13 protein-coding genes are annotated in these 14,158 nt (G+C 29.8%); 11 read left to right on the forward strand and 2 right to left on the reverse strand.

The window, feature by feature from the left end; genetic code table 4:
- Positions 1 to 2 precede the first annotated feature (2 nt).
- The 6 genes from ACWXVV_RS01925 (at position 3) to rplS (ending at position 5,469) form a co-directional block, all read left to right on the forward strand.
- Positions 3 to 1,067, forward strand: coding sequence for an ABC transporter ATP-binding protein (locus ACWXVV_RS01925; RefSeq protein ID WP_455984715.1), 1,065 nt, complete (start codon positions 3 to 5; stop codon positions 1,065 to 1,067).
- Positions 1,054 to 3,507, forward strand: coding sequence for an ATP-binding cassette domain-containing protein (locus ACWXVV_RS01930; protein ID WP_455984714.1), 2,454 nt, complete (start codon positions 1,054 to 1,056; stop codon positions 3,505 to 3,507). The genes ACWXVV_RS01925 and ACWXVV_RS01930 overlap by 14 nt, the downstream gene beginning before the upstream one ends.
- On the forward strand, positions 3,497 to 4,033 hold the full coding sequence (locus ACWXVV_RS01935) for a hypothetical protein (RefSeq protein ID WP_438341791.1): 537 nt from the start codon (positions 3,497 to 3,499) through the stop codon (positions 4,031 to 4,033). Before ACWXVV_RS01930 ends, ACWXVV_RS01935 begins: the two co-directional genes overlap by 11 nt.
- Before the next feature lie 149 nt (positions 4,034 to 4,182).
- The gene (gene rpsP, locus ACWXVV_RS01940; protein WP_438341790.1) at positions 4,183 to 4,440 is read left to right on the forward strand and encodes a 30S ribosomal protein S16; all 258 of its coding nucleotides are present in this window, start codon (positions 4,183 to 4,185) and stop codon (positions 4,438 to 4,440) included.
- Positions 4,441 to 4,445: 5 nt separating this feature from the next.
- Positions 4,446 to 5,117: a tRNA (guanosine(37)-N1)-methyltransferase TrmD gene (gene trmD / locus ACWXVV_RS01945; RefSeq protein ID WP_438341789.1), complete on the forward strand. Its 672-nt coding sequence runs from the start codon at positions 4,446 to 4,448 to the stop codon at positions 5,115 to 5,117.
- A complete protein-coding gene (gene rplS, locus ACWXVV_RS01950) occupies positions 5,110 to 5,469 on the forward strand; it encodes a 50S ribosomal protein L19 (protein ID WP_455967863.1) in 360 nt (119 codons plus the stop codon). Before trmD ends, rplS begins: the two co-directional genes overlap by 8 nt.
- 127 nt (positions 5,470 to 5,596) lie before the next feature.
- On the opposite strand, the gene ACWXVV_RS01955 is transcribed toward rplS, so the two are convergent.
- Together ACWXVV_RS01955 and dcm_N are read right to left on the reverse strand one after the other, a co-directional pair.
- A complete protein-coding gene (locus ACWXVV_RS01955) occupies positions 5,597 to 6,835 on the reverse strand; it encodes an MAG4270 family putative restriction endonuclease (RefSeq protein ID WP_455984712.1) in 1,239 nt (412 codons plus the stop codon).
- The gene (gene dcm_N / locus ACWXVV_RS01960) at positions 6,823 to 7,980 is read right to left on the reverse strand and encodes a DNA (cytosine-5-)-methyltransferase N-terminal subunit (RefSeq protein WP_456012466.1); all 1,158 of its coding nucleotides are present in this window, start codon (positions 7,978 to 7,980) and stop codon (positions 6,823 to 6,825) included. The genes ACWXVV_RS01955 and dcm_N overlap by 13 nt, the downstream gene beginning before the upstream one ends.
- 209 nt (positions 7,981 to 8,189) lie before the next feature.
- On the opposite strand from dcm_N, the gene ACWXVV_RS01965 reads away from it, so the two are divergent.
- The 5 genes from ACWXVV_RS01965 (at position 8,190) to ACWXVV_RS01985 (ending at position 14,137) form a co-directional block, all read left to right on the forward strand.
- On the forward strand, positions 8,190 to 9,170 hold the full coding sequence (locus ACWXVV_RS01965) for a leucine-rich repeat protein (protein ID WP_455984710.1): 981 nt from the start codon (positions 8,190 to 8,192) through the stop codon (positions 9,168 to 9,170).
- 308 nt (positions 9,171 to 9,478) lie between these two features.
- The gene (locus ACWXVV_RS01970) at positions 9,479 to 9,625 is read left to right on the forward strand and encodes a hypothetical protein (RefSeq protein WP_456012467.1); all 147 of its coding nucleotides are present in this window, start codon (positions 9,479 to 9,481) and stop codon (positions 9,623 to 9,625) included.
- A 24-nt stretch (positions 9,626 to 9,649) separates the two neighbouring features.
- The gene (locus ACWXVV_RS01975; RefSeq protein ID WP_455984709.1) at positions 9,650 to 10,582 is read left to right on the forward strand and encodes a hypothetical protein; all 933 of its coding nucleotides are present in this window, start codon (positions 9,650 to 9,652) and stop codon (positions 10,580 to 10,582) included.
- Positions 10,583 to 10,644: 62 nt separating this feature from the next.
- A complete protein-coding gene (locus ACWXVV_RS01980; protein ID WP_455984708.1) occupies positions 10,645 to 13,227 on the forward strand; it encodes a hypothetical protein in 2,583 nt (860 codons plus the stop codon).
- 139 nt (positions 13,228 to 13,366) lie between these two features.
- Positions 13,367 to 14,137 (forward strand): hypothetical protein, encoded by a 771-nt coding sequence (locus tag ACWXVV_RS01985; RefSeq protein ID WP_455984707.1) that lies wholly within the window; start codon positions 13,367 to 13,369, stop codon positions 14,135 to 14,137.
- Positions 14,138 to 14,158: the final 21 nt, after the last annotated feature.

Genomic DNA, 14,158 nt, shown 5'->3' on the forward strand with positions numbered 1-14,158 from the left:
TTATGTCAAAAAGTAAAAAAGTCGTTTTAGACGTTGAAAATTTATCAGTCAGTTTTCGCACTGGTAAGAAAAAAATCTTAAACATCATTCGCGGTGTTGATTTAAAAATTTATGAAGGACAAATTGTTGGATTAGTTGGTGAATCAGGTTCAGGAAAAAGTGTTACATCCAAAAGTTTAATTAATGTTAATGGTAAAACTATTTTTAAAGCTGACAAGGCAATGGTTGAAGATGTTGATTTATTGAGTCTAAAAAAAGATAAAAGTTGGCAAAAAGTGCGTGGTTCAAAAATTGGTTATATACCTCAAGACCCACTTACTTCGTTAAATCCAACTCGTAAAATCGGGAAACAATTACTTGATGCCTTAAATCACAATAGTGAGTGAAAAAAGGCTTCTTATGCTGCCAAAAAAGATTATTTAATTGCCTTGTTGAAAAAATTTGGTCTAAGAAATGCAGAAGAAATTTTCTACATGTATCCACACACATTAAGTGGAGGGATGAAACAAAGAATTGTTATCACAATGGTGGTTGCTTTAAAACCAAAAATTATTATTGCTGATGAGCCAACAACCGCTCTAGATCCTACTGTTCAGGCTTCAGTATTGGCATTATTTAATGACATTAATCGTGAGTTTGGAATATCAATTATTTTAATTAGTCACAACATTTCAGTAGTTGCTAAATTCTGTGATTACATTTACGTAATGTATGCTGGAAGAGTAGTTGAACGAGGAACTAAAAAAGAAATTTTCACTGACCCACGTCACCCATATACTTGAGCATTAATTAGCGCAGTACCAGAAAATAAAGAACAACGTCTTTACTCAATTAAAGGTACTCCACCTGATATGGCTAATTTATCGTTAGGTGATCCATTTGCACCACGTAATGACTATGCTTTAGAGATTGATTTTATTAAAGAACCACCTTTAATCGAAGTCAGTCCTACTCACTCAGCTGCGACTTGATTATTGCACCCAGATGCACCAAAAGTTGAGCTTAATCCTGATTTAGTAAAACGTTTAGAATCATTTAGAAAGGTTTTTGAAGATGAACAAAGATAAGCAAAAAGTTGTTTTAGAAATAGACAATCTAAAGAAATATTTTATTCATGGTTCAAACGTTAACAAAGCAGTAGATTCAGTATCTTTCAATGTCCATGAGTCAGAAATTGTTGGTTTAATCGGAGAGTCTGGTTCAGGTAAAACAACTGTTGGACGTTCATTAATGCGTCTGTATGATGATTACAACGGGTTCGTTCGTTTAGATGGAAGAATAGTTAGTGGTCGCAAAATTAGCCGTGATACTGAAAAGTTTCTACGTCGTAATGTACAAATGATTTTCCAGGATCCACATGCTTCTCTAAATGGACAAAAAAACATTTTCTCAACACTAAAAGAACCACTTGTAGTAAATGGGATTATGCGTGAGAAAATGAAAGATCTATTCAGTGACTGAAGACACGTTAAGAAAAATTTCCGTTACACTTTTAAATCATTAGCACAAGAATATGAAATCATTAATTTAAGTTCATTCAATAATATTGCTAAAGATTTTGTTGTTGAGTGAGAAAATAAATTCAATAATTTAACTTTTGACAGCCAACTTTCAAATGAAGATAATTTCAATCAATACTTTGCATTTTTAGAAGAAAAGCAAAGCATGGAGACTGAAGTTATCAACACCATGTACTCAAATACAAACAAATTGATTGACTTTTATTACCAGAAACAAAAAGACTACCGTGAAGACAATATCGACTTAGATGAAATTGAATTACGTAATGCTTTAAAAAATTACAACAATGCTAAACTAGGTCTTCGTTACACAAACGAACAAGTTAAACTTTACCATGAGTATAAAAATATTAGATCTCAGTATAAAGCACTCAAAAAAGAACACAGTGAGTTTTTAAAAGTTTCTAAAAATGCTTTTACAAATTATATTTATGAGTTCAAAAATGAAAAAAACATGCTAAAGAACTCACGTTTGCTTTCGACAAATTTAGATTTTTATATCTATAACCTAAAAAGAGAATTAATTAATTCAAAAGCAAATGAATTTCTAAAAGAAGTGTATCCTGAACTGAAATATTTAGAGTTTGAACAAATCAAAGCTTTAATTAAACACTTGCGTGAATACATGGTTGGTTTTTATAGAATCAAACTGAATGTTGAATACTCAAAACAAGCAAAACAATTGTTACAAGAAACTATTGATTCTGAGTTTAATTTCAATATCGATGAGTATTTAAAACAGTCAAAAACCAATAAAGCTAACTTTGATAAAAGATTTAAAGACATCGAAAGCCAAATTGCTTTCTACATTGAAAATTTGGCACCTAAAACTGTTGATAAAGCACAAGCTAAACAAGATTTAAATAAAGCAAAACAAAGACTTTCACTGGCTGAAGATAGCTATCAAAAACGTTATATTCAACATGTTAGTGAAAGAAAAGAATTAATTGCAGCAACTGAGGCCAAAATTGTTGAAATTAATGAAACTTACTATGCTTTAAGAAAACAAATTAAAGAATTAGTTAAAAGATTTAAATCAGTGCACAAAAATTTCATTCAATATCTAAAAAATCAAGAAGTTGCTAGCGAAAAAGTAGCTAAAAAACAACAAAAATATGAAATTATTTCTTTCAATACAGTTGTTAACGCTAAATTAGAAACTCAAAAATCATTTGCTATTGAGTATCGCTACTTGGTTAAAGATATTCACAACATTGACTTACTACTAGGAATAAACCATAATTTAGTAGACATCATTTTCAAAGACAAATATCCAAAATTGCGTTTTATCTATTCAAATTACATTTTTGCTCCTTTTGCTTGAATTAGATTAAAGAATCTTTTCTATAAAACAATAATTTACAAAGCTTTAGAAGATGTTGGTTTATTAAAACAATTTGCATATCGTTATCCACATGAATTTAGTGGTGGGCAAAGACAAAGAATCGTTATTGCGCGGGCATTGATTACTCAACCAAAAGTAATTATTGCTGATGAACCAATTGCTTCACTTGATATTTCAATTCAGGTTCAAGTTGTTAACTTGTTAAAAGATTTATGTAAAGAAAAAAACATTGGACTAATATTTATCGCTCACGACTTGTCAATGATTGAATACATTGCTGATAAAGTGCAAATTATGCACCTTGGGAAAATTGTTGAATCAGGTGACACTGAACAAATTTATGCTCACCCAGTTCACCCTTACACAATCAATTTATTCAAAGCGATTCCAAAAATTTCCAATGCAAATGAAAAATTTGAAAATGTAAGTTTCGAACTAAATTACTTAGAACAACAAAAATTCCCTAACGTTCCGAAAACTTGACAAATTGGTCAAAATCACTTCGTTTACGGAACTAATCAACAAGTTCATGAGTGAACTAAAGAAATTAGTGATGTTAAAACTTTAAAACTAAATAGTGATGATGATAGTTATTTTGAAGAATTAATTTTAAGCAACGAAGAAAAGAACAATGACAAATAAAGAAAGATTAACTTTTAAGCAACGATTTTCAAGTTATGTAAAAAGAGGTTTCAACACTGGAACAATCATCTTTTTAGTTGTCAATATAATAGTTTTTTTGACTTTCTTTTTAATATTATTTTTTCGTTACCGTGCTCAGGCTGAACAAAACAAAATCGCTTTAACAACACTAAAGATTTGTGATGCATTAACGGTAGCTAATATTATGGTTTTTTCATTAAATATTCTTGCCTTGATTGTTAGAAGAGGATTTGGAAGAGGAATTATTCGTTTTTTCCGACAAACCTTTAATGGTATGAAATATTACAAAGACGATGATACATTTCGCAAATCACAACAAAGAAAACATAATAATAGCTTTAATGATGATTATTATGATGCCTTACGAAATCAGAAAAACCAGCAACCAAAAGAAATTAGTTCTAAAGATCCCATTAGTTGAAAAAGTTCATCTTTTATATTCATATTTCTTATCTTGTTAACTATTATTTTACAAATCATTTTAATACCTTTTATGGTTAGATAATTTTGTTCCTGACTAGGGTCGAATAATCAGACTCTAGTCAGTTTTTTTATCTTCGAAAGGTGTTAAGTAAAATTGCTTGACACCTTAACAAAATATGCTATAATTTGTTTTATTAAAAACACATCACATTATTATGAAAGGAAAACGCTATGGTTAAATTAAGACTAAAACGTAATGGAAAAAAATTCCAAGCTATTTATAAAATTGTTGCTGCCGATGCTCGTTCACCACGTGATGGACGTTTCATCGAAGAAGTAGGTTTTTACAACCCTCACTCAAAAGAAGTAGTATTAAACAAAGAATCTCTAACTAAATGATTAAACCAAGGTGCTCAACCAACTGACACTGTTAGAAAACTTCTAAAACACGACAATTTCTACGCTGAATACACAAAAAACCGTAAATAATCAGTATGAAAATTAATATTTTGACTTTGTTTCCGAAATTTTTCGAAAATTTCGTTCAAGAATCAATTATTGCAAGAGCAATCAAATTAGGTCACTTGGAAATCAATATTATTGACTGAAGACAATTTTCAAAAGATAAACACCAAAAAGTAGACGATGAAGTTTATGGCGGTGGCCAAGGGATGTTGTTGCAAGTGGAACCATTAGATTTAGCGTTGCAAACAGTTGGTGGTAAAAAGATTCTTCTTTCACCACAAGGAAAAGTTTTCAATCAACAAAAAGCTCGTGAATTTGCTAAAGAAAATGAAATAACACTAATTGCCGGACATTATGAAGGTTTTGATGAAAGAATTCTAAATTTTGTCGACGAAGAATTAAGTATTGGTGATTATGTATTAACTGGTGGCGAAATTCCGGCTATGATTGTGGCGGATGCTATTGCTAGACTTGCACCGGGAGTTATTAGAAAATCATCACATTTAGAAGAAAGTTTCGAAGGTGATGGCTTGCTAGATTATCCACAATACACAAGACCAAGAGTTTACAAAGGTTTTGAAGTACCAGAAGTACTGTTAAGTGGTGACCATAAAAAAATTGAAGCTTGAAGACAAAAAGCAAAATATGAAAAAACATTAAAAAATCGTCCAGATATAATTGAAAGGTTAAAAAATGAGTAGAGCAAAATTATTAGAAATTGTTGAACAAAAACAATTAAGAAGCGACTTACCAGAAATTAGAGAAGGATACAATGTTCGTGTTCACGTTCGTATTAAAGAGGGAGACAAAGAAAGAATTCAAGCTTTTGAAGGTCTAGTTATTGCTTTAAGCGGAACAGGAACAGCTAAAACATTTACAGTTCGTAAAAACTCATACGGAATTGGTGTTGAACGTGTATTCAACTACAACTCACCTCTAATTAGCCACGTTGAAGTGCTACGTAAAAACAAAGTTAGAAGAGCAAAACTATACTACATGAGAGAACTTAAAGGTAAAGCAGCAAGACTTAAAGAACTTAAAAACACAAAATAATCGTGAGTGTTTTTGATTGCAAATCAAGCAAAGCCACTGTGCTTTGCTTTTTTATTTAGAGGGCAAATAAAAAGTCGCAAGCGCGACTAAATTTACAAAAAGACACAAAAACAACCAAAGAAGACTGCTAAATTATCTTTTCTTGTGAAATTAATCCATTTTTTGATAGGTAGTCATTTCTTTTTGATATGAATTTCTTAAGCTCATTATTAAGTTTGCTATGTTCTATTTGCTTGTAAGGTTCTAAGTATGTTGCTATACGTTCATTTTTAGCTATAGTGTCATCCAGTATTACTTGATTTCCATTTTCAGCATCGAATGTAAATTTATATCCGTCAAACATTTTATGAACAGTAGCATCTAGATTAAGAAAGTTATATTTGTTAGATATATCAGATAAAATGTTATTAATTTCTTTTTCTAACTTACTCTTTTTTCAGCTAGTGTTTTGATGTGCGTATTCAATAGCATCTCTTTTGATTCAACTAACATTATAGATGTGTGCTTTTTCAATAGCTTCTACAGCAAAATTTTCAAATACAAGTCACTCTGATGTTTTGTCTCTATATTGTGCTCTTTGTTTTTTTGCTTCATCTTTAATGTATTGAATGAATCAATAGTACTTTTCACTCTTTTTTAAAGTCTTTTCACGTAACATTTTAATTTCTATGTCTTTTTGGTTTTTTAGTGATTTATCATACTTATTCAATAGTTTTATCAAGTTGTACAAAAATTCACAATCGGATTTAATGTATTCTAAAAAATCATTGAAAGATTCAACATTATTTTTTCTAGTATTAATTGTTAAAAATTCATTTAAATTTTGGTACTTAAAGTCATCGGTATCCAGAAAAACTGAGTCAAAAGCTAATGCTGGATTGATTATTGTGAAGTTATCTTTTTTACTTGGGAGACTTACAATTTCAGAAGAAGATGGATTTGTAACAGAACCCCCAGGATTATTTCCTTTAAACAGGTAAATTAGACCCTTCAAAGTGCAACCATCTTCAAAATAATTGTTGTTAACATAGTATTCAAGCGATTTTAACTGCTTGTCATCAAGAGTCTTGATGAGCTTAGCTTTTCTGTCGGGTCTTTCTTGAATTTTGAAACCAAGTCTTTCTTCTAATAGTTGTTTTCTGTGTCTGAAATTCTTAGGATTAGTTTTGAAGTGAGAAGGAGTTGTATACAAGTCAATTTGAGCTTCTAGAAAGTTAGCATATCATGTCTTGATATAAAGAAACTTAGTGTCAAAAACAATATATAAATCGAACAGGACTTTTTCGCCTCTACTTCTTTTATTAATGTATGACTTAGAACACAAAGGGATTTTAAAGATTCTAGTGTTTTTGTCTATTTTAAACATTTTAGTATTTGGCTAAAAAGTTGTTCTAAAACTTCAACACAAATTGAATTTCCACATGTGTAAATCATTTTTGTTTCAGAAACTAAATCACTGCTTTTTACTATTTGTCAGTCACGCTTTTCGAATCCCATATACTCGTAAGCTTCCTGAGAGTTAATTACCTTAAGAATTTTAGATCTTTCAAAATAGAATTTTAATCTGGCATTAGCACCAGAAGCAGTCAATGTAGGTCCTTTATTAATTGGCTTATAAACGTATGATTCTGAGTTAAATTCAGTGTAATTTAGTAGTCTTGCCTTAGTTATATTGTTGGCTGTTGTTACAAAATCAGTCATTTCATATTTTTGTGCTAAATTAAGGCGTTTATCATTGCTCTTGACTGCGCGAATGATATCTTTTAAACTTTTACCATTTTCAACTTTTTGAGGAAATTCAAATTCTTCTGATAATTTATCTTTCAGGATTGAAATAGCAAAAACTCTTTCACGATTTTGAGCACTACCCATATCAGCGGCATTAATTACTTTTCAATAACTTTTATAACCTAATTTCTTGAGTGTGTTCAGTCAATCTTCAAATTGGTGAATAAATTTTTGTGAAGCTAGCGCTTTAACATTTTCAAGTACTAACACTTTTGGTAAACGATCCTTATTTTGTTTTAAAATTCGTTCGACCTGGTATAACAGACCACTACGAGTTTCCTTAGTTAAACCTCGTTGTTTACCTTGCTGGCTCAAGTCCTGACAAGGAAATGAATAAGTGAAAATGTCAATTCCTTCCGGTAAGGTTTGAAATTTCGAAATATCAGTGTTACTACTTGCTCGTTTGTCTTTTTTGAAAACATATTTTTGATGAAAGTAATCATTGTTAACATACGAATATAAGTAAGGAAAAATTGATGCCAACTTTTGTTCATTCATTTTCATAAAATAATTATTACCAACTGGCTTTTTGCTATCGGCACTAAAAGTATATTGTGCTAAAAGATTAGCCATTTGTTCGTGGCTATATTTTGTTTCTTTTTTTAGTTTTCCATAATGAATTAGTTGATATGAAATAATAGCATCAATGTATCAATCGATTGTTCCTAAATTGATTACTCTATATTTAGATTGCCTTTCAGAGAGAGAGAGAGAGACGCTCAAGCGCTCTATATTGGCTTCCTATTCCAGCGAAAGCCTCAAATAGTGTAATTTCCTTTTTCATGTCTAAAGTATTATAACGAAACGATATACAAAAACAACGATACCCGGCGTTCGAAATTGACAACTAATTATCATTTTTAACATCATAAGTAAAACAACACAAAAAATGTTTTTGACTTTATAATTTTAGTAATTCTAAGGAGGTATGTATGAATGAAAAAAATGAACTAATTATGACAATTGATAACTCATACATAAATAATGAAAAAGACGGTTTTATTTTAATTGTTGAAAATAACAAATTAATTGCTTATCGTCAAAAAATTCCTTTTAAATTCCGTTTAGTTTTAAATGATATTGATGAAGTGGTTCAATCAGTTTTTGTAACTAATAAATACTTAGTTAGCGTCGAGATGAATAACGTTAAAACTATTGGTACAAGAGCTTTTTATCAATGTATTAATTTACAAGAAGTTAAAATGAAAAATTTACAAGAAATTGGTGTTGCTGTCTTTGAAGGTTGTGTCAGTTTGAAAGATGTTGAGATGCCAAGTATTAAGAAAATTCATGCTTCAGGGCTTTCTTACACTACACTTGAAAAACTTGATGCCCCTGCTCTTGAATACATTGATTTTTATGCCCTTGCATATTGTTACAAATTACAAGAAATCAATGCTCCTAACTTAAAACACATCGCTCCATATTCTTTATTTGAAACAAAAACATTATCAACCATTAATCTTGAAAATGTTGATTTTGTAGGTGAATATGCTTTCGAAAACTCAAGCCTAGCACAAGCTAAATTTCCTAACATCAGTTATGTTGCTAAAAATGCTTTTACTGGTGCAAAATTCTTTAATGACAACAAATTAGACACTAAAAGCTTATTAATTTACGACAACATTTTAGTTGAATCAAAACAAGAAGTAAGTGAGTTAATCTTAGGTTCTAACATTCGTCTTATTGCACAAAAAGCCTTTTATTTCGACAATAAAATAAATAAAATTAGTGCTGAAAATGTACTTTTTGTAAACGATTTAGCCTTTGCAAATTCTTCAATTTCAAAAATCAAAATGCCAAAAGCAAAGTGACAAAAATCCAGTCTTTTTGAAGCAAGAAAATTGAATTTTTTAACTCGTTTAAAATTCAAATTTAAAGACGCAAAAGTGTTTGAAAAACCAGAAAATTAAACCAAAAAAAGACTGAATTTTTTCAGTCAAAAAAACCGGTCAAAAAACTCAAAAAAACAGTATTTTTCCGCATTACGAGCAATATTGCTCGCATTTTTTTTTTTTTTTTTGCAAAGCCGACAAATTTATTTAAATTTGTAGTAAGATTTTTAGAAATCTTGTTTTTACAAAACAACAAATTAAGGAAGTGATTTTTTATGGAACAAAGAACAAGCCAGGAAGTTGCTAAAAGCAACTCAGAAAGCAAAAATAAAGAAAAAAAGCCAATGACTAAGGGGTAAAAAATTTGACTAGCGATAGCAATCATTTTGACTTTGCTTCTGCTTTTGATTTTGTGTGTTGAAATCGCTTATCTAGCAGACTTTATTCGTTTCAATAACACTGATGCAAATGGTTTGCTTTTAACTAAAGCACAAAGAGTAAATGGAATTTTTGGATTTTTTAAAAATAACTAATCATCAAAACTAAGGAGAACAAGTATGAAAAACAAATTATTAAATTCAATGATAGCCTTGGGTACTGGAACTGCAGCTGCTGTTGGTCTTACTACTGCACTTCTTTTGGTAAAACAAAGTTCTGTTGAAGAAGTTAATTATGCAAAGAATAACAACATTTACCAAGCAATGGAAGATGAAATTAAGAAAACTCAAGTCGAGTTGGCTGAAAACAAAAATCTAAGTGGCGACAACAAACAAAAAATTAGTGACTTAGTACAAAGAGCATCAGAATTTGTAAAACAGAAAGATTCTGATGTTGCACAAATGTATCGTCTTAAAAATGAATTAGCCCAGTCGGTAAAAAAAGCAAAATTTGAATCTGTTGTTGCTAATAAAGAAGCTACAAAAGAACAAATTCAAGCATCATTAGACGAATTAGCATCACTAGTTAAAGATAATGAATTAAAGGCAAAAGTTACATCACTTTATGACAATGTAAAAAATAGTGACGCTAATGATTTTGATTTTGACAATTTCTATGCCAATTATGATGCATTGCTACAAAAAAGTAATGAATTTTCAGATCAATTAGAACAACAATTTTATGAACTAATTGAAAAAGATATTTACAACGATAATTTCTTCAAAAACTCAACTGACAAAAATAATGTTTTCCAAGCTCTAGACACAATTAAAAATGAAATGGCTAACCCAAATACTAGCCGTGACTTTGCACAAACTTTAAACAACATTTTCAACCAAGTTCTAAGAAATGCAGCAAGCAGTACTCAGGATGCTTTAAACACTTTATCAAAAGAAAACATTGATTCAATCAATACTAAATTTGATGCATTAGTTAAAGAAATTCAAAGTGCACAATTAGACGAAGCAACAAAAGACTCGTACATAAACAAGCTTCAAGCTTCAAGCAAGCAATATTTGATTCATATGCCAAAATTCCTGCTAACAACTTAACAGTTAAAGAAGATATTAATGACTTTATTGACACAAGTTTTTCAAAAATTAGTGCTAATTTCTTGTCACAAAATGATTTAAAACAAGCTATTCAAACTCTACAACAATATTTTGCTAACAACGCTCAAAACTATGGAATCTTAACAAATTGAGTAAATGACAACATTGTCAATGTAGACATACAAAATCCAAGTGTGCAACTTTATAACCAATTGCAAGACAAAAAAGTTTTATTCAACCTTGCTTGACGTTACACACAAAAACTTCACGAAGTCTTAGAAAACGCTAAAGATACTAATTTAATCACTTTAGAAGATTTTGAAAAACTAGCAAATGACCAATTACTAAAAACCAATGTTGATAATATTGGTGATTTTATTACTAGCCTTTCAAATGTGTACAATAATTTAATCAGCACTGTTGCTTATAATCAACAACTAGTAAATGAAATCAAAAAATTACAAGATCAAGTAAAAACATCAATCAAAAACGAAGAATTCACTGGCTTAAATGTTGAAGATAAGCAAAAACTTACTTCATTAGATAATTCAATTACAAACCACTTGTCTGTTCCACGAACTATTGAAGCGAATACCAAATTTTTAGCAAGTGCAATTGAATCATTGCGCACTATTAACAAAGATGAAATCAAAAACTTGGTGCTAAATTTAAAAGCTATTCAAAACGATATTCCTGACGTTTCAATAAAACAAAATGTTCAGACTTTTGTTAATAAATGAGAGTTAAATGATGTTTATTTAGTTACAAGTCTTTACGATGGTGCTACTCGTCAAGGAATGCAAAATGATATTAATTGAGCGCAAGAAACTTTATTAAACCAAGAAGCTGCTATTAGTAGTGCGAAAGTGCAAAAACAAGTTGAGGATGCCAAAAAGACAGTTAATGATAAATTTGGTGACAATTCAAATGGTGGAAAAGAAAAATTACTTAACTTATTAGATGCTTTAAAAGCGAAAGCAGATTTAATTTCAAAAAATAATGATTTAACTTTAGAACAAAAAGAAGAACAGCTAAAAGCTATTGAAAAACAAATAGAATCAGTAACTACCAATCTTGATAAATACAAAACACTTGATGATTTGTTAAAACAAGCAAATGATTTAGTTGACAAATACAATCAAAATCCCGATCCTAAATTTAGTCAGGATATTAAAAATATCAAACAAATCATCAAACAAGCTGACGAATCATTCAGTAATCCACAAAACACTGATAAAACCATAGATTCAATTCAAAAAGCATTAGATGATGCAATCAAAAACACTGAAACAAAACAAAACCAAACCAAAGCAAATGAAATTTTTGATTCTAATTTAAAAGCAATTGTTGATGCTTTTAAAAATGCGCATGAAATTTCACAAACTCACGCAGTCGAACAATCATTTTTAAATAAACTTGACAAACTATTTCAAGATTATTCAAATGCTGAAAACGAAGAACAAAGAAACAATGTAAAAGCACAAATCGAAAAATTAAGTCAAAATGCTCCAAGTGGTGCAAGTTTAGAAATTTCACTAGCAAAATTACAACAAAGTTACGAACAAGCATCAATCAAGAAAGTTGACTTAGATAACACTGATAGCCATAAAGATTTTGATCAAGCATACCAAAAAGCAAAAGCACTTTTAGATCAGTACAACAAACCAGAAGCTTTTAATCAAAAAGAGGTTAGTGAACAAAAACAATACCAAGAAGTACAACAACAACTTGATGAAAGCAATAATGAACTTAACAAACAATTATCACTAGCGCTTCTTGATAAAAGCGGAAGAGATCTAAGTGATGCACTATATGAAGAAGATGAGCAAAATTCTCAGGAATCACCTTATAAAGAAGTAAATGAAGTAATTAAATCACTTTTAAATGAAAAAGAAAATTTACTTTCTTCTGCTGATCCTAATTTGGAAAAATTACAACAATTAACAGATAAAATCAAAAAAGTTCTGCCACTTGTACAAAAATTGTCTAATGCTTTAAATTCATTAGATGATATCAACAAGGATGAAAATCCATATGCTTGACAACATCTAAAAGACGCAATTTTAGACTCTTTACCAAACGATAAAGATGATGATGACCAAATAAAACAAAAAATTGATAATCTAAACAATGCGCTTTCAAAAAATAAAGATTATATTGAAACAGAAAAGGCTATCAATAAAGCTAAAAATGTATACACAGATAAAGAAAAGAACTCACCAAATTTTGCTACTAAAGCTTCAGAATTAGAACAAAAGATAAATGATCTAGAAACTAAGGTTTTAAACAAAGATGCTTCAATTTTGGATCTAAAGAAAGCAAAATTGGATGCCGAAACATTGTATGACGAAGCAACAAAAGATAAAAATGATTTCTACAACAAACTAGAAGAAGTAAATTCTGAAATTTCTAAAAAAATCAATTACTTATTAAAAGATTCTTCACTACGTGGAATCCAAGTTCCAACTCTTGAGTCTGTTATCAATCAATACAATGCCGATAAAAACTCTCCCGAAGCTAACAGTGAAAATCTAAAAGCATATTTACAAAAAATGGATGACGCTTACCAAAAAGATATATTTAATGCTAAAAAAGACGAGACATTAAATAATATAAATTCTTATAAGGGAACATCCATACACTAATAATCCACTTGCTTCCGAAGTTGCTCAAAAGCTAGAAGAATATGTACAAAATATTGTCAACAAAGCTAATGCTTTAAGCAGTTCGGATAAAGAAGAACTAAGCAAGTTAAAAGATAAATTAGATGCAATAAACTCTTTAGTGAAATCACAAAAAGAGGCTTTTGATCGTATTCAAAATCTTAAAAATCAAAATAATGATACTAATAACCAAAAAGCTGTTGATCTTGAAGATAAAATTAAACAATCACTACCATCTACAGCTACAGATGAAAGTTCGCAAGAAATATTAAATAAAAAGCAAGATCTTGATAATGCGGTAATTCAAACCAAAACATCACCAGAAAACAAAGAAGATATAACAAACAAAGTAACAGATGCTAAAAATGATTTTGACCAAGGTTCATTTGAAAATTTAGATCCTGGTTTCAAACAAAAAATGGACGACCTTTTCAATGGGTTGCAAACTGATGCAAATAATATTACAAATAATGAACAAGCTACTGAAGTTAACACTAAGTTAAATGATTTAATTGATTCAATTGATAATAGCAAGCAAATTGCTAAATTAGTTAAAGATACAAACGATTTTTATCAACAAAAAATGTCTGAAGTCGAAGATGAGGATCACGAAAAAACTCAATTGATCGAAAAAGCATTAACCGAACTAAATAAAGCAAATGAGCAGTTAAAAGACTTATATGGTTCGAAAGATTTAAATGACAAAGATGTTTATGATTCAAAAGAAAAAATTGAAAATTTAAAATTACTAGTTGATTTAACAACAAGATTGCGCGAACTTTACCTTCTTTCTTTACAAAAAATTAATAGTATTAAATATCCAGAGGGAACTGGTAATTTTGGCTCAGCAAACGGTGAGCAAGAGGCTTTTGAAGATTATGTTAATAGATAGTATTCAGGAGCAACAAGTGAA

Source organism: Mycoplasma sp. 3392 (assembly GCF_053851755.1).